This is a genomic window from Janthinobacterium sp. GL_088 (genome assembly GCF_057837845.1).
In genome coordinates, this window is sequence record NZ_CM174453.1 from 5,064,476 (window position 1) to 5,079,565 (window position 15,090).

Annotated in this window: 15 protein-coding genes; 3 read left to right on the top strand and 12 right to left on the bottom strand. The window is 62.9% G+C overall.

The window, feature by feature from the left end:
- Window positions 1–2: 2 nt before the first annotated feature.
- The 10 genes from AC3IQ7_RS22575 to AC3IQ7_RS22620 all read right to left on the bottom strand — a co-directional run bounded on the left by AC3IQ7_RS22575 (window position 3) and on the right by AC3IQ7_RS22620 (window position 9,149).
- Window positions 3–260 carry an acyl carrier protein gene (locus AC3IQ7_RS22575; protein WP_353660972.1) on the bottom strand — a complete coding sequence of 86 codons (258 nt, stop codon included), beginning with the start codon at window positions 258–260 and terminating at the stop codon, window positions 3–5.
- A gap of 29 nt (window positions 261–289) precedes the next feature.
- Window positions 290–544 carry a phosphopantetheine-binding protein gene (locus tag AC3IQ7_RS22580; RefSeq protein ID WP_034750401.1) on the bottom strand — a complete coding sequence of 85 codons (255 nt, stop codon included), beginning with the start codon at window positions 542–544 and terminating at the stop codon, window positions 290–292.
- The gene (locus AC3IQ7_RS22585; protein WP_322428477.1) at window positions 537–1,328 is read right to left on the bottom strand and encodes a lysophospholipid acyltransferase family protein; all 792 of its coding nucleotides are present in this window, start codon (window positions 1,326–1,328) and stop codon (window positions 537–539) included. The genes AC3IQ7_RS22580 and AC3IQ7_RS22585 overlap by 8 nt, the downstream gene beginning before the upstream one ends.
- A complete protein-coding gene (locus tag AC3IQ7_RS22590; RefSeq protein ID WP_489207374.1) occupies window positions 1,321–2,082 on the bottom strand; it encodes a beta-ketoacyl synthase chain length factor in 762 nt (253 codons plus the stop codon). Before AC3IQ7_RS22590 ends, AC3IQ7_RS22585 begins: the two co-directional genes overlap by 8 nt.
- A 529-nt stretch (window positions 2,083–2,611) precedes the next feature.
- Window positions 2,612–2,989 carry an AbrB family transcriptional regulator gene (locus AC3IQ7_RS22595; RefSeq protein ID WP_489207375.1) on the bottom strand — a complete coding sequence of 126 codons (378 nt, stop codon included), beginning with the start codon at window positions 2,987–2,989 and terminating at the stop codon, window positions 2,612–2,614.
- A 10-nt stretch (window positions 2,990–2,999) separates the two neighbouring features.
- On the bottom strand, window positions 3,000–4,073 hold the full coding sequence (locus AC3IQ7_RS22600; RefSeq protein WP_322428474.1) for an ABC transporter ATP-binding protein: 1,074 nt from the start codon (window positions 4,071–4,073) through the stop codon (window positions 3,000–3,002).
- A 22-nt stretch (window positions 4,074–4,095) separates the two neighbouring features.
- Window positions 4,096–5,886 carry an ABC transporter permease gene (locus tag AC3IQ7_RS22605; protein ID WP_099380400.1) on the bottom strand — a complete coding sequence of 597 codons (1,791 nt, stop codon included), beginning with the start codon at window positions 5,884–5,886 and terminating at the stop codon, window positions 4,096–4,098.
- A gap of 69 nt (window positions 5,887–5,955) precedes the next feature.
- A complete protein-coding gene (locus AC3IQ7_RS22610) occupies window positions 5,956–7,053 on the bottom strand; it encodes an ABC transporter substrate-binding protein (RefSeq protein ID WP_322428473.1) in 1,098 nt (365 codons plus the stop codon).
- A 44-nt stretch (window positions 7,054–7,097) separates the two neighbouring features.
- Window positions 7,098–8,084 carry a Bug family tripartite tricarboxylate transporter substrate binding protein gene (locus AC3IQ7_RS22615; protein WP_489207376.1) on the bottom strand — a complete coding sequence of 329 codons (987 nt, stop codon included), beginning with the start codon at window positions 8,082–8,084 and terminating at the stop codon, window positions 7,098–7,100.
- A gap of 3 nt (window positions 8,085–8,087) precedes the next feature.
- Window positions 8,088–9,149, bottom strand: coding sequence for a porin (locus AC3IQ7_RS22620; RefSeq protein ID WP_099380385.1), 1,062 nt, complete (start codon window positions 9,147–9,149; stop codon window positions 8,088–8,090).
- A 214-nt stretch (window positions 9,150–9,363) separates the two neighbouring features.
- Here AC3IQ7_RS22620 and AC3IQ7_RS22625 point away from each other — a divergent pair, with 214 nt between their 5' ends.
- Genes AC3IQ7_RS22625 through AC3IQ7_RS22635 form a run of 3 tightly spaced genes read left to right on the top strand, consistent with a single transcriptional unit; the run spans window position 9,364 to window position 11,978 of the window.
- Window positions 9,364–10,074 (top strand): response regulator, encoded by a 711-nt coding sequence (locus AC3IQ7_RS22625; RefSeq protein ID WP_489207377.1) that lies wholly within the window; start codon window positions 9,364–9,366, stop codon window positions 10,072–10,074.
- A gap of 2 nt (window positions 10,075–10,076) precedes the next feature.
- Window positions 10,077–11,591, top strand: coding sequence for a sensor histidine kinase (locus tag AC3IQ7_RS22630; RefSeq protein ID WP_489207378.1), 1,515 nt, complete (start codon window positions 10,077–10,079; stop codon window positions 11,589–11,591).
- Window positions 11,592–11,612: 21 nt separating this feature from the next.
- The gene (locus AC3IQ7_RS22635) at window positions 11,613–11,978 is read left to right on the top strand and encodes a ribonuclease E inhibitor RraB (RefSeq protein WP_099380386.1); all 366 of its coding nucleotides are present in this window, start codon (window positions 11,613–11,615) and stop codon (window positions 11,976–11,978) included.
- 62 nt (window positions 11,979–12,040) lie between these two features.
- On the opposite strand, the gene AC3IQ7_RS22640 is transcribed toward AC3IQ7_RS22635, so the two are convergent.
- On the bottom strand, window positions 12,041–13,363 hold the full coding sequence (locus AC3IQ7_RS22640; RefSeq protein ID WP_034785478.1) for a homoserine dehydrogenase: 1,323 nt from the start codon (window positions 13,361–13,363) through the stop codon (window positions 12,041–12,043).
- 89 nt (window positions 13,364–13,452) lie between these two features.
- Window positions 13,453–14,682 carry a pyridoxal phosphate-dependent aminotransferase gene (locus AC3IQ7_RS22645; protein ID WP_099380387.1) on the bottom strand — a complete coding sequence of 410 codons (1,230 nt, stop codon included), beginning with the start codon at window positions 14,680–14,682 and terminating at the stop codon, window positions 13,453–13,455.
- Between the last annotated feature and the right edge of the window lie 408 nt (window positions 14,683–15,090).

The following is a 15,090-nucleotide window of genomic DNA, read 5'->3' on the forward strand; positions in this document are numbered from 1 at the left end:
CGTTATGCCGCCTGTTCCGACACCGACATCGCGCGCAGCGCCTCGACCACATCGTCGATCGTGCGGATGGTCTTGAACACTTCCGGCTGCAGGCGCTTGCCCGTCAGCTGCTTCAGCTTGACCGCCAGGTCGACCGCATCGATGCTGTCGATATCGAGTTCGGCGTACAGATTCGACTGCGGCGTCAGCGCCGTCGGATCGAGCTCGAACATTTCGGCCAGCAGCTGCACCACCCATGCGTACAATTCATCGCGGCTCATTGCGCTCATATCTACCATTTTGCTGCTCCTTACTTCTTTCTGTGAGTGTCAACCATGGCCGCCAGCGCCCGTACCGAGGCAAAGTGGCGGCGCGTATCGGCCGAATCGGCCGACAGGGAAATGCCGTATTTTTTTTGCAGGGCGACGCCGAGTTCCAGCGCATCGATCGAATCGAGGCCCAGGCCCTCGACAAACAGGGGTGCATCCGTATCGATATCGGCAGCGCTCACGTCTTCCAGTTGCAGCGCCTCGATGATCAGTTCCTTCACTTCTTGTTCAAGCATGTTGTTCCTGTTTCCCGCTAAAGTAATGTTGCAAATGAGTAGTCAAGGTGCGCGCCGCCATCACGTCGCTGGCGCCACCGCCGGTAAACTCGCCGATCGCCAGGTCGTCCTGCACGGCGATCTCGAAATGCGCACGGCGGGCCGGCACGCGCCACCATGCTTCGCCCTTGCCCAGGGTCCTGGGCAGGCAACGTATCAGCACGGGCGTCACGTCGCGGCGGCCGCGCACGGCGATATTCGCCGCGCCCCGCTTCAGCACGACCTCGCCACTGCATGGCGTGCGCGTGCCTTCCGGGAAAATGATCAGGTTATTGCCGCGCTCCAGCGATGCCAGGCAGGCGTCCACCAGTTCGGCGCCGCCCGTGTTATTGATATAGCCTGCCGCGCGCACGGGACCGCCCGTAAACGGGTTATTCCACAAATCGGACTTGACGATGCAATCGGCCTGCTTGACATACGCCATCAGGAAAATCGTGTCGATCAGGGTCGGATGATTGGCCAGGATCAGCAAGCCGCCACGTTCCAGCTTGTCGAGACCGCGCAAGTCGTAGCGCAGCACGCCGAGAAAATGCATCAGACCGATGTACAAGCGAAAACTCCAGCGGATGATGGTGCGCGCGCAGGCAATGCGCGTCTCGCGCCGCCACATCAGCATCTGCAGCACGGGAAACACCAGCACGCGCAGCAGCAAGCCACCGAGGCCGAAGGCGGCAAAACTGAGCGCGGTCGCGATGGTACGCCAGCCTATCGATAGGCCGGTGCGGACAGCCTTCAGCCTATGCATGGCGGCTCCAGCACCATGCCTGGCGGTTGGCCGCATGCTCGAACGTGCGGGCCTCGCCGAGCATGAATCGCAACACGGCCAGGCTGCCCGGCATGGCGCCGGCGGCCACCGCGAACGCGTCATCACTGCCGCGGGCGCGCCACGTCAGGCTGAAAGCGGTGCCAGGGGTAGCCTCGGCCTGCAGCAGCCAGGCAAACGCATGCGACTGCTCATGGCAGTCCTCAAAAACCTCGAATGGCGCTGGCAAGGGACACTCCGCCAGCACCAGCAATACCTGCTCCGCGCCATCGGCCAGCAAGCCGCACGCCTCGATCACCGCGGCTTCGAGGCTGGCCGCACCGGCAGCGATGGCCAGCTGATTCGCCGTATCGGCGCGAGCGATGGAAAACAGGCCTGCGCTGGCATTGTGTACGGCCATGCCGAATGCCGTTGGCGACAGGGGTTCGCCCTGGGCCAGCGCAGACAACAGTTCGACGGCGCGCGCCACCTCGCCATGGCGGGAACAAAAGACGAGCGGAATATCACGCTGTTCGCCGAGGCAGGCGTACGCCACTTCGAGCGCCATCTTGCCCAGCTGACCGGCGCGGCGGCGCAGCATCGGCGTCATCGCGCGCACGCCCGGCTCGCCAGCAGCAGCAATCGGTGCGACGGGCAAGGTGCTTTGCGCCCACGCGCGCCATTGCTGCGGCGTTTCCAGGCCTGGCGCCCATGCGGCATGTCTGACAATTGAAAAACGGACACCGTCGGTGCGCATATGCATATCCCTGAGCTCAAAAAAAGGCGAACTCACGTCAAAACTGCGCAAAAAGCCTCGCCGGCGTTCTTTTCAAATTATAAACGAAGGAAGTAAAAATAACTAAAATAAATGGCTGTGGAGCAACTTTTTAAATGCAAATACAAAATTCATCTTTTAAAGTTTGACCTCCCTTTAGTTACTATTTGCAACACTCACATCTATATTTTCAATGGGAGAATAAGCATTCTCCGGCAAACCGCCGGCATTCTCAGAACGGGTGTGTTTTTATCCATGATCAAAACAAGGTGCGCATACCACACACTGGAGCGTTGTTTTTAGATAACACACTCAACATGGCGCAACGGTGCGGAAAATACGGTCGCCGGGCATGGCTGGCCAGTGCACCGCCAGGATGGAATGCCCTGGAAAAACGGGCAGCCACATATTACCCACGCATGGCTTAAAGCGGGTGCGCAGCAGGGACGATACAGAGCATTTGCTTTATGCCAGTTCCAGCCGGCCGATTCAACTCTGGCGGCTTTGCATATCAGCATGAAAAAACATGAAGCGCCGTGACGATGGGCGCGCCCATATGCAGGGTCTTGGCCGTCAGCGACATCTTGGCAATACCGCCGGGCGAGAAGGTCAGGATGGCCGTGCAGGGATGGATGCCCAGCCAATGCGACAAGCCCAGCCCGAAGGCAGCGACCAGCAGCATCAAGAAGCTGCACCGCGCCGCGCCGGCCATGTAGCGAGGAGCAGTATCCAGGAAGGCGGGACCGAAGCATGTACCCAGGGCGATGACGACGAACAGAGGGTCCGTGCGCATCATCAATTCGGGCAGGCGCAACAGATGGAGGCGCCCGCCAATCCGGTAGCCAGTGCCGCACAGGAAGGGCAATATACTGTGCGCCAGCGTGGCCACCTCGTCACCGTTAAAACACCCAGAGCTTATCGGCCGGCATGTGCAGCCAGTACTTGCCCGCTTCGAGCTTGTGGCGCGAATAGGCGCGCAGGCTGATGTTCTCGGCGCCGCCGCGTTCGAACAGGCATTCCCAGCGGTCGCCCAGGTACATGCAGGTCAGCAGCGGCAGCTCGATGGCGTTGTCGACCTGCGTGGCGCTGATCTTCACTTCCTCGACGCGGATCATGGTGGTGACTTCCGTGCCCACGTTGGCGCCGCGCGCCACGCCCTGCATGGACGCGCCATCGACCAGCAGGCGCACCTGATTGCCTTCGCGCTGCACCACCTTGCCGGGAAGGCGGTTGTTACTGCCCATGAATTCGGCCGTGAACAGGGTGTCCGGCGTTTCATACATGCTTTGCGGCGTGCCCTGCTGCTCGATCTTGCCGTTATTCAGCAGCAGGATGCGGTCGGAAATGGCCATCGCCTCGCCCTGGTCATGCGTCACCATCAGGGCCGACAGGCCCAGGCGCACGATCAGTTCGCGCAGGAAGGCGCGCGCTTCCTCGCGCAGCTTGGCGTCCAGGTTCGACAGCGGTTCGTCGAGCAGGATCACGGGCGGGTTGTACACCAGCGCGCGGGCGATCGCCACGCGCTGCTGCTGGCCGCCGGACAGCTGGTGCGGATAGCGCTCGCCCAGGTGGCCCAGGCCCAGTTGCGTCAGCACTTCCTTGATGCGCGCGGCGATCTCCGTGCTGCCCATCTTGCGCAATTTGAGGCCATAGGCGACGTTGTCGAAGACGGTCTTGTGCGGCCACAGCGCATATGACTGGAACACCAGTCCCAGGTTGCGATGCTCGGCCGGCATCTCGAAGTGTTTCGCGCCATCGTAGACATTGCGCTCGCCGATCTGGATGGTGCCTGCCTTCGGGCTTTCCAGCCCGGCCACGGCACGCAGCAAGGTGGTCTTGCCGCTGCCCGAAGGCCCCAGCAAGGCGACCACTTCGCCTTTTTTCAGGTGCATCGAGACACCCTTCAGTATCTGGTTGGCGGAGGCGCCGGTGCCGTAGTCCAGGTACAGCTCATTGACAGTCAATTCATTCATGATGTGGTCTCAGTCTTTGTATTTAGTTATGCAACTTCACGCCGAAGCGCAGCGCGATGCCCAGGCCGATGGCCACCAGGGTAATATTGATGAAGGACAGCGCCGCCACCAGGTCGGTCGAGCCTCCCGCCCACAGCGACACCAGCATGGCGCCGATCACTTCCGTGCCCGGCGAGAGCAGGTACACGCCCGTCGAATATTCGCGCTCGAAGATCAGGAACACCATCAGCCAGGCACCCAGCAAACCGTATTTGATCAGCGGCAGGGTCACGTCGCGCGTCACCTGGCCGCGGTTGGCGCCGACGGCGCGCGCCGCCTCTTCCAGTTCCGGCCCCACCTGCAGCAGCGCTGTCGAAATGAGTCGCATGCCGTAGGCCATCCACACCACCGAATACGCGAGCCACAGGGCAAAGATCGTCGAGCGCACTTCGCGCAGCACGGGGATCACATGGCCACTCAGCCACAGGGCCACGCCGTTGTCCATGCCCTTCAATATGCCGTCGAGCCAGGCCGGCACGAACAGGAATACCCACAGGAACGACAGGCCGGCCAGGAGGCCCGGCACGGCGCGCGGCACCAGCACGCTGTAGTCGAGCAGACGCGTGATGCCGTCCTGCTTGCGGTGCATGGCCAGCGCGATGAAGCTGTAGCAGCCCACGGCCAGCGCGCCGCCGACGACGCCGATCAGGATGGTGTTGACGATGCCGCGCACCAGCGATGGCTGGTCGAAAATATCGCGGAAATGCTGCAAGGTCAATACATCGGCCAGGTGCACGCCCTCGCCCCAGTACTGCACGAAAGAGCGCAGCACGATGCCCGTCAATGGCAGGATGATGGTGAAGATCAGCCAGCCTGCCAGCAAGGCAAACGCGAGCCACTTCCAGCGGCCCAGCGGCATGGCCTTGCTGCGCGCGCCCTTGCCCTTGATCGACACGTATTTGTTGGCCGATTTCAGCAGCCAGCGCTGTATCATCACCAGCGGCATCGTCACCATCACCAGGCAGACGGCGACGGCGGCCATCAGATGGTACGACGGCGTACCGAGCTTGTTCGTCAGCTTGTACAGATAGGTCGGCAGCACCAGGTGGCCTTCCGGATCACCGAGCACCAGCACCAGGCCGAACACTTCGAAGCCGAGGAAGAACACCAGCACGCCCGCATACGCCAGCGCCGGCATGATCATCGGCAGCGACACATTGAGCATCACCTGGATCGGCGAGGCGCCAGCCACGCGGGCCGCTTCTTCCACGTCCGAGCCCAGGCTTTTCAGAGCCGACGACGCATACAGGTAGACGTGCGGCACGTGCGTCAGGCCGGCGATGATGACGATGCTGGTGAAAGAATAAATATTCCAGGGCACGAAGCCGAGCAGCTCCTTGGCCCAGATCGAATAGAAGCCCACGGGCCCCATCGACACGACGTAGCCAAAACCCATCACCATCGGCGAGACAAAGATCGGCACCAGCAGCATGGGCGCCACCCAGCCGCGGCCCGGCAAATCCGTGCGCACCATCAGGAAGGCCAGCATGCCGCCCAGCGGCACGGCGATGACGGTCAGGCCGAAGGCCAGCATCAGGCCATTCTTGAAGGCCATCGAAAAGTCGGGATCATCGAAGATGAAACGGTAGGAATCAAAGCCGAATTCGCGCACCGGCATGAAAAAGGGCGCGTTCAAAAAGCTCTGGTAAAAAATCAGGAACAGCGGCAGGAAAATGGCGACCAGGGTGATCGCCACGACCACGCCGCGCGGCCAGTTCAGGCGCGACAAGGGAGAGCGCGACCGTGCAGGCAGCGGCAAGATAGCAGTTTGCATGATGAATCCAATGAATGAAGGGTACGGCATCCGTCCGCTGGCACGCGCCTGCGGACGGCCAGGACGGCGTTACTTCTTGCCGGCTGTCTCTTTCCATTGCTTGAGGAAAGCCATGCGCTTGGCTGGTCCCAAAAATTGCAGGATGATCGGATGCACCGGCACCGGCTTGACATTGGCCGCGCCGATTTCCTTGATCAGGTCCGCCGAGGTGGTCTCGCCCGTGACGTCGGCGCGGATGGCGAACAGCTTGGCGCCGTTCGCGATGATGGTCTGGCCGCGGTGCGACAGGATGTAATCGAGCCACAGCTTGCTGGCGTTGACGTTCTTCGCGTTCTTGTTGATGAACTGCACGCGCGACAGGATCAGGGTGTAATCCTTGGGCAGCACCACGCCGATCGACGGGTCGGTCTTGGCGCGCACCAGGGCGTAGGAGCCCAGCACGTTATAACCGATCAGGTTTTCGCCCGATGAAATGCGCTCCATCATGGTGCCCGTCGACGACTGCACGCGCACCTTGGCCGTGCCAAACGCGTTTTGCAGCGCCAGGAATTGCGGATATTCCTTCGCGTCCTGCGACATGAACATGAAGCCCACGCCCGATTTTTCGATGTCGTAGGTCGTGACCTTGTCCTTGAACTTCGGCGTGGCGATCAGCTTGACGAAGTCGTCATGGTTCTTCGGCACTTCCTTCGGGTCGAGCAAGCGCTTGTTGTAGACGATGGCGGCCGGCTCGAACGTGGTGCCGTAGGCCTGGTCGTCCCACATGGCCCAGCCGGGGATCTTGGCCGCTTCGACCGACTTGTATTTCAGGGCGTAGCCATCGGAGGCCAGGCGCATCTGCAAGTCCATCGCCGAGGACCACATCACGTCGGCCGTGTTGCCGCCGGCGGCCACTTCGGAAATGAAGCGGTTATACACTTCAGTGGAATTCATGTCGTTGTATTCGACCGAGATGCCAGGATACAGGGCGCTGAAATCCTTGATCAGCGGCGCGGCGGCCTTGCTGTCGGTGGCGCTGTAGATCACCACCTTGCCTTCCTTCTTGGCAGCGTCGATGATCTTCTGGTAGTCGGCCGGATAGCCTGCCGGTACCTGGGCGAAAGCGGCGCCGGCCAGGCTGGCAAACGCGGTGGCAAGGGCGGCTTGAAGCAGGGTCTTGGTTTGCATGGGGTTGTCTCCGTCTATGAATAGGTTTTTTAATATGAGGTCGTTCAGCGCATCAGGCCAAGCTCATTCGCCTGCCTGGCATACTCGTCGACCGCCTTCCTGACATACGCGGTCAGCTTCGGCCCCGTCAGGGCGAATGGATACAGGCCAGCCTGCGCGCGCCACTCGGCGAACTGCGGCGTGGCCATGGCGCGCTCGAACGTGGCTACCCAGCGCTGGTAATCCGCATCCGGCACCTGTGGGCCCATCCACAGGCCGCGGATGATCGGCCATACCACGTCGACGCCCTGCTCGCGCGCCGTCGGCACGCCGGCCAGCACGCCGGGCAGGCGCTTCTCCGACAGCACCGCCAGCACGCGCGCGTGGTTGGCACTGGCGTTCAGGGTGGCTTCGGACGTGTCGCCCGAGACCACCTGCACATAATCGGCCTGCATCGCCGTAAACACTTCGCCGCCGCCTTCGAGCGCGACAAAACGCAGCACTTTCGGATCGATGCCGGCCTGGCGGGCCACCAGCGCCATCTTCAGCCAGTCCTGGCTACCGATGGTGCCGGAGACACCGATCAGCACCTTGTCCGGATGCTGCCGCAATGCCGCGATCAGGTCGCCCAGCGTCTTGTAGGGCGAATCGCTGCGCACGGCGATCATGCCGTAGTCGGCGCCCAAGGCCGCCACCCAGCGCACGTCGCCCGCCTTGGCATTGCCGAACTTGCCCTGCGCCAGATTGAGCAGCGAACCGCCCGAAAAGGCCACCAGGGTGTTCGCTTCCGCGCGGCGGCGCTGCGAGCCCATCGAGTGCCAGGCCACAGCGCCGATGCCGCCGGGCAGATAACTGATGCGCATGGCTGTGCCCGCAGCCGCGGCGGCCACGCCCTCCTGCGCCAGGCCTTTTTTCGCCAGCTTGCAGGTCAGGTCCATGGCGCCGCCCGGTTTGGACGGCACCACGCACTCGGCCGGCGCGAACGCCTGCGCCCCCGCAACAGCGGGCAGCAGGCACAGCAGCGACAGGAACAGGGAGCGCAGCATCGTCATGCCTTAGAAGCGGTGCTGGATGCCGGCGATCAGGCCGCGCTGCGTGTCGCCGAAACCGGCATCGTCACGCGACAGGCTGACCAGTTGGTTGTGCTTGGCCTTGGCGTAGGCGCCGGCCACGTACAGGTCGGTGCGCTTGGACAGGGCATAGCGCACGCGCGCCACGTACATGATCGGATCGGCATTGAGGTTGGCGGCCACGTTTTTCACGTCCTGGTAGTAGATCACGCCCGTCAGGGTGATGACCGGCGTGGTCTTGTAGCTGACGCCGCCCCAGTACAGGGTGCCGCGCACGTCGGCCTTGCCGGAAGCAGCCGGATCGAGCTTGTAGTCGCGCGCCGCCGCCTGCACTTTCCACGGGCCGTCGTCATACATGGCGCCCAGGTGGTACACGGTGGTCTTGTCGCGCGCGCCGCCGGCGATGGCATTGCCGTTGACCTGCTCATACGTGGCCAGCAGGCTGACAGGACCCGTCTTGTAGGTGACGGCCGTGGACAGCTTGGCGCTATCCGAGTTGCCCGTCGACTGTTCGCCGAAACCGTACGATGCGCCGTAGCTGAAGTCGCCCGTCTTGCCCGAATACTTGACCATGTTGTCGAAGGCCGTCGTCATGCCGTATTTGCTCGGCCCCGTCGCGTTGGCCGAAGTGGCCCACGAGTAGAACGGCGCATACGCCATCGGATCGAACGGCAGCACGAAATCGTACACGGTGGTGAACGAGCGGCCCAGCACGACGCGGCCAAACGCGCCTTCCAGGCCCACATTGGCCTGGCGTTTGAACAGCGCGCCGTCGGCCGCGCCCGTGTCGACCAGAATGCCGCCTTCCAGGTTGAAGACGGCTTTCAGACCGCCGCCCAGGTCTTCGCTGCCCAGGATGCCCCAGCGCGAGGTATTCATGCCGCCGGAGCTCACTTGCGTCATCGAGCTTTTGTTCGGGCCGGCGTTGCTGGTGTTGCTGATGCCGGCGTCCAGGCGGCCGTACAGGGTGACGTTCGACTGGGCTTGGGCGCTGCCGGCGGCAGCGAGTACCGCCATGGCGGCCAGCGAGAATGCAGTTTTCTTCATGTAACGTGTCTCCCTTAGATATAGTTATTAGTGATATGCCTGATCAATTTCATGAATCAGGATCACACTATATGAGCGCGATCCTTTCAATTCGCTTTCAGACTGACAGGTGTCGTCCGCCAGCCACAAGGGGGACAAACATATTCATCGCCGCCTCTGTCGGCGCGGCGCCGGCAGGCTTACACTGCATCAATTCAAACGAATGGCGGAGACCATGCGCATATTATTAGTGGAAGACCATCTGGAGCTGTCGCACTGGCTGGCAAAGGCCCTGCGCGACGCGCACCTGACGGTGGAGACCGCCCACAACGGCGCCGATGCCGACGCCCTGCTGCACACGCAGGAATATTCACTGGTGCTGCTCGACCTGACCCTGCCCAAGATGGATGGCCTGGACGTGCTGCGCCGCCTGCGCGCGCGCGGCGGCACGCGCGGCAAGACTCCCGTCATGATACTCACGGCGCGCGGCGGCCTCGATGAAAAAGTGCAGGGTCTGAACCTGGGCGCGGACGACTACATGGCCAAGCCGTTCGAACTGGCCGAGCTGGAAGCGCGCGTAAAGGCCCTGCTGCGCCGCAGCCAGGGCAACGAAGCCCTCGTGCACACCTGCGGCGCCCTCAGTTTCGACACCGTCACGCGCATGTTCAGCTATGCCGGCGCCCCCTTTCCCCTGACGCCGCGCGAACACGCCGTGCTCGAAGCGCTGATCACGCGCTCGGGGCGCGCCGTATCGAAGGAAAAGCTGTTCGATGAAGTCTTCGCGCTGGCCGACGACGCCAACCTGGACGCCATCGAACTGTATATCCACCGCGTGCGCAAAAAACTCGAAAGCGGTTCGCCCGACGGCGCCGTCATCACCACCCTGCGCGGCATCGGCTACCTGCTGCAGCCGCGCAGCGCCATGGCGCCGGCCGCGCCGAAATGACCGTGCGCGCCCCACGCCTGCCCGTGTTCGAGCGCCTGCGCCGGCGCTGGGCGCAGGGGCGGCCGCTGGGCAGCCTGCGCAGCCAGCTATTGCGCTGGCTGCTCATCCCGCTGGTGATGCTGGTGCTGCTCGATGCCGTTTTTGTGTACCGCAACGCGCTCGACGCGGCCGACATGGCCTACGACCGCTCCCTGCTGGCGTCGACGCGGGCGCTGGCCGAGCGCGTTTCCATCGTGGGCGGCAAGGTGGTGGCCGAAGTGCCCTACGTGGCGCTCGACAGCTTCGAGACCGACACCCTGGGCCGCATCTACTACAAGGTGACGGGCATCAATGGCGAGCTGGTGTCGGGCTATGGCGACTTGCCGCCCGTGCCAAAAAACGTGCCCCGCTCACAGAATTATCCGGCCCTGGTGCGCTTCTACCACGCCGACTACCATGGCAAGCCGATCCGCATCGCCGCCCTGCTGCAACCCGTGTATGACGACTCGATGCGCGGCATCGCCCTGATCCAGGTGGCCGAAACGCTGGACGCGCGACGCGGCCTGTCGAACCAGATCCTGTTCGACACCCTGAGCTGGCAGGCGGCGATGATACTGGTGATGGGCGCCCTCGTGTGGTTTGCCGTGCGCCTGGTGCTGCGCCCGCTGATGCGCCTGAAAACGGAAGTCGAGACGCGCACCCTGTCCGACCTGTCAGACGTCGACCCCACGCTGGTGCACAAGGAAATGCGCCCGCTGGTGAGCGCCATGAACGGCTCCATGTCGCGCCTGCAGCAGTTGATCGCCAGCCAGCGCCGCTTCATCGCCGACGCTTCGCACCAGTTGCGCACGCCGTTGACAGTGCTGAAAACCCAGGCCGAACTGGCCATGCGCGAGTGCGACCGGCAAGGCGCCGCGCCGCAGGACATGGCCGCCCTGCGCGACATCGTGCGCTCGATCGCCGCCACCACGGATTCGACCGTGCTGCTGGCCAACCGCCTGCTGACCCTGGCGCGCATCGAGCATGGCGGCGAGAACCTGGCGATGGACACCGTACCCTTGCGCGACGTGGCGCAGCAGGTGGGACTGGAAATGGCCATGGCCGCCGTCGGCAAGCATATCGACCTGTCGCTGGAAGCGCCCGACGAAGCGCCCGTGCATGGCCAGGCCCTGCTGCTGCATGAACTGGTCGCCAACCTGGTCGACAACGCCCTGCGCTACACGCCGCAGGGCGGCAGCGTGATCCTGCGCGTGCGCGCCGCGCAGGCGGGGAACGGACACGGCGCCGTGCTGGAGGTGGAAGACAGCGGCAAGGGCATCCCGCCGGCCGAGCGCGAACGCGTGTTCACGCCGTTCTACCGGGTCGGCACGGCGCTCGAGAGCAACCCTGGCGGCGCCGGCCTGGGCCTGGCCATCGTGCGCGACATCGCCGCCCTGCACGGTGCCCGCCTGGAACTGACGACAGCGGCGAATGGACATGGACTGAAAGTCGGCGTGTATTTCGCCCCGACGCCAGTCGATGCTAAGATCGCGTCCTGAGATTTTAAGGAAGGCACCGCCATGATGACCAAAGAAGATGTGACCGAACTGTTTGCCAATATCGCCGAGAACGCGCCGTGGGATCTGTCCCAGCCGCTGCTGTGGGGCTATTACTTCACCAACCCGGCGTCCGAGCCGCTGGAGCAAGCCGCCACCCTGCTGGCGCTGCAGGGCTACCGCCCGGTGGAACTGTACCAGCCCGAACTCGACGACCCTGCCGCACCGCCCGTGTGGGTACTGCACGTGGAAAAGGCCGAAGTGCATGGCGTCGACAGCCTCCACGCGCGCAATGGCGAGCTGATGGCGTTTGCGCAGGACAACCAGCTGGCCAGCTATGACGGCATGGATGTGGGTCCGGTCGGCGCGCCCGGCGTGCCGCAACTGTAAGACAGTCATCGTATGAAAAAACGGCGCCCGCGGGCGCCGTTTTGCATGCAACCTTGTGAAAATCAGCTCAGGTTTTCCAGGCGAATCTTGGTGACCGTGCCCACCACGCTATTGAGGGCTTCCATCTTCTCGATGGCGGCCGTGACATTCTTTTCCTGCGTCTGGTGCGTCAGCATGATGATGTCCGTGTGCGTCTCGCCCTCGGCCGGCTCTTTTTGCAGCATGGCGTCGATCGAGATGCCGCGTTCGGCCAGGATGCGCGTCAGGTCGGCCAGCACGCCCGGCTGGTCGGCCACGTGCATGCGCAGGTAGTAGCTGGTGGTGATTTCCGACATCGGCAGGATCGCGATATCGGTCATCGCGTTCGGCTGGAACGCCAGGTGCGGCACGCGGTGTTCCGGGTCGGCCGTGGCCAGGCGCGTGATGTCGACCAGGTCGGCGATCACCGACGAGGCGGTCGGCTCGGCGCCCGCGCCGCGGCCCGAGTACAGGCTGGCGCCGACGGCGTCGCCATGCACCAGCACCGCGTTCATGGCACCTTCCACGTTGGCGATCAGGCGCTTGGCCGGGATCAGGGTCGGATGCACGCGCAGCTCGATGCCTTCCACGCCGTTGACGGTGGCGCGCTTGGTGATGCCCAGCAGCTTGATGCGGTAGCCCAGTTGCTCGGCGTAGCGTATATCGACGGCATTGAGGTTGCTGATGCCTTCCACGTAGGCCTTGTCGAACTGCACCGGGATGCCGAAGGCGATGGCCGACATGATGGTGGCCTTGTGCGCGGCGTCGACGCCCTCGATGTCGAAGGTGGGGTCGGCTTCCGCGTAACCAAGTTCCTGCGCCTGTTTCAGCACGGTGGCAAAATCGAGGCCCTTGTCGCGCATCTCGGACAGGATGAAATTGGTGGTGCCGTTGATGATGCCGGCGATCCATTCGATGCGGTTGGCCGTCAAGCCTTCGCGCAGCGCCTTGATGATGGGGATGCCGCCGGCGACAGCCGCCTCGAAGGCCACCATCACGCCCTTGTCCTGGGCGGCGGCGAAAATTTCGTTGCCGTGCACGGCCAGCAGGGCCTTGTTGGCCGTGACCACGTGCTTGCCGTTGGCAATGGCCTGCATCACCAGGGTTTTCGACAGGTCGTAGCCGCCGATCAGTTCGACGACGATGTCGATCTCGGGATCGTTGACGATCAGCATCGGGTCATTGACGACCTTGCAGCCGCCGGCGACGAGCGCTTCGGCGCGCGCCACGTCGCGCACGGCGACGGCGACGACTTCAATGCCGCGGCCCGCGCGGCGCTTGATTTCTTCCTGGTTGCGTTTCAGGACGCTGAACGTGCCGTAACCGACATTGCCCAGGCCCAGCAGGCCGATCTTGATGGATTTCATAATTGTGCTTGACTGCTCATAAGTGGCGCCCCCTTGGGCGGCGCCAGGTTGATCGGTATGGTTGATCGAGATTGCTGCTGCTGGCTGGTTCAGCCCCGGCCGTGACGCTTGCGGTAACCTTCGAGGAAGCGCGCAATGCGCCCCATGGCCTCGGTCAGGTCATCGGAGTTGGGCAGGAAGACGACGCGGAAATGGTCGGGCGCGATCCAGTTGAAGCCCGTGCCCTGCACGATCAGGACCTTCGCTTCGGCCAGTAATTCATAGGCAAACTGCTGGTCGTCGGCGATCGGGTAGATCTCCGGGTCCAGGCGCGGGAACATGTACAGCGCGGCCTTCGGCTTGACACAGGTGACGCCCGGAATATCGGTCAGCAGCTTGTGCGCCAGGTCGCGCTGTTTCAACAGGCGCCCGCCGGGCCCCACCAGGTCTTGTATGCTCTGGTAGCCGCCAAGCGCCGTCTGGATGGCAAACTGCCCCGGCGCGTTGGCGCATAGCCGCATCGAGGCCAACATGTTGAGGCCTTCAATGTAATCTTTTGCGTGACGCTTTTCACCCGAAACCACCATCCAGCCGGAACGGTAGCCGCAGGAGCGGTAATTCTTCGACAGGCCGTTCATTGTGATGAACAGCACGTCGTCGGCCAGCGAGGCGATCGACACGTGCTCGGCTTCGTCGTACAGGACCTTGTCGTAGATCTCGTCGGCGAAAATGATCAATTGGTGCTGGCGCGCCAGTTCGACGATCTGCAGCAGCACTTCCACCGGGTACAGCGCGCCGGTGGGATTGTTCGGGTTGATGACGACGATAGCCTTGGTCTGCGGCGTGATCTTGCGGCGCATGTCCTCGATGTCGGGATACCACTCGTTCTGCTCGTCACACACATAGTGCACGGGATTGCCGCCCGACAGGCTGACGGCGGCCGTCCACAACGGGTAGTCGGGTGCCGGCACCAGCACTTCGTCGCCACTGTTGAGCAGGGCGTTCATCGACATGACGATCAGCTCGGAAGCGCCATTGCCCAGGTAGATGTCATCGATGGTCACGCCGGCGATATTCTTGCCCTGCGTGTAGTGCATGACGGCCTTGCGCGGCGCGAACATGCCTTTCGAATCCGTATAGCCGGCCGCGTTCTGCAGATTGAGCATCATGTCGCGCACGATCTCGTCCGGCGGATCGAAGCCGAAGACGGCCAGGTTGCCGATATTGAGCTTCGTGATCTTGTGGCCTTCTTCTTCCATTTGCCTGGATTTTTCCAGGACCGGGCCGCGGATGTCATAGCAGACGTCCGCCAATTTATTCGATTTCTGAATCGGTCGCAAAATAAATCCCTGTCGTGATGCGGCGCGGAGACCTAAGCTTGCAGCATGATAGCCGCGCCAGAACTATGAACCCGTGAAACTGCGATGCGAAAGACTGCAAGGCGAAAACAACCATTCTCGCCGAAAACAGGCCATTTTATCAAATTAAACATGGCCAACCCCAGCATTTGACGCCGATTCTGCCACGCCGGCGCCTCCCGACGGCAATCGGGTGGGTGCCATCTTCATCTTCCCTTAATCTTGCAGCACTACCATGGCGCAAGCAGGCATCGCCACTGTGGCGCCGAACATTGCAATTTGGAAAGGATGTTGCTTTTCAGTCGCTCTTTTCTGTCATTTATGGCATGCTTACGCCCTTGGCCGCGGCACGCAGTTTGGCCGCGCGCGCACCGATCAACCGACACGACC

Coding starts and splice junctions, on each gene's coding strand:
- AC3IQ7_RS22575 (WP_353660972.1), bottom strand. CDS start 260: ATGAGCCGCGATGAATTGTACGCATGGGTGGTGCAGCTGCTGGCCGAA.
- AC3IQ7_RS22580 (WP_034750401.1), bottom strand. CDS start 544: ATGCTTGAACAAGAAGTGAAGGAACTGATCATCGAGGCGCTGCAACTG.
- AC3IQ7_RS22585 (WP_322428477.1), bottom strand. CDS start 1,328: ATGCATAGGCTGAAGGCTGTCCGCACCGGCCTATCGATAGGCTGGCGT.
- AC3IQ7_RS22590 (WP_489207374.1), bottom strand. CDS start 2,082: ATGCGCACCGACGGTGTCCGTTTTTCAATTGTCAGACATGCCGCATGG.
- AC3IQ7_RS22600 (WP_322428474.1), bottom strand. CDS start 4,073: ATGAATGAATTGACTGTCAATGAGCTGTACCTGGACTACGGCACCGGC.
- AC3IQ7_RS22605 (WP_099380400.1), bottom strand. CDS start 5,886: ATGCAAACTGCTATCTTGCCGCTGCCTGCACGGTCGCGCTCTCCCTTG.
- AC3IQ7_RS22610 (WP_322428473.1), bottom strand. CDS start 7,053: ATGCAAACCAAGACCCTGCTTCAAGCCGCCCTTGCCACCGCGTTTGCC.
- AC3IQ7_RS22615 (WP_489207376.1), bottom strand. CDS start 8,084: ATGACGATGCTGCGCTCCCTGTTCCTGTCGCTGCTGTGCCTGCTGCCC.
- AC3IQ7_RS22620 (WP_099380385.1), bottom strand. CDS start 9,149: ATGAAGAAAACTGCATTCTCGCTGGCCGCCATGGCGGTACTCGCTGCC.
- AC3IQ7_RS22625 (WP_489207377.1), top strand. CDS start 9,364: ATGCGCATATTATTAGTGGAAGACCATCTGGAGCTGTCGCACTGGCTG.
- AC3IQ7_RS22635 (WP_099380386.1), top strand. CDS start 11,613: ATGATGACCAAAGAAGATGTGACCGAACTGTTTGCCAATATCGCCGAG.
- AC3IQ7_RS22640 (WP_034785478.1), bottom strand. CDS start 13,363: ATGAAATCCATCAAGATCGGCCTGCTGGGCCTGGGCAATGTCGGTTAC.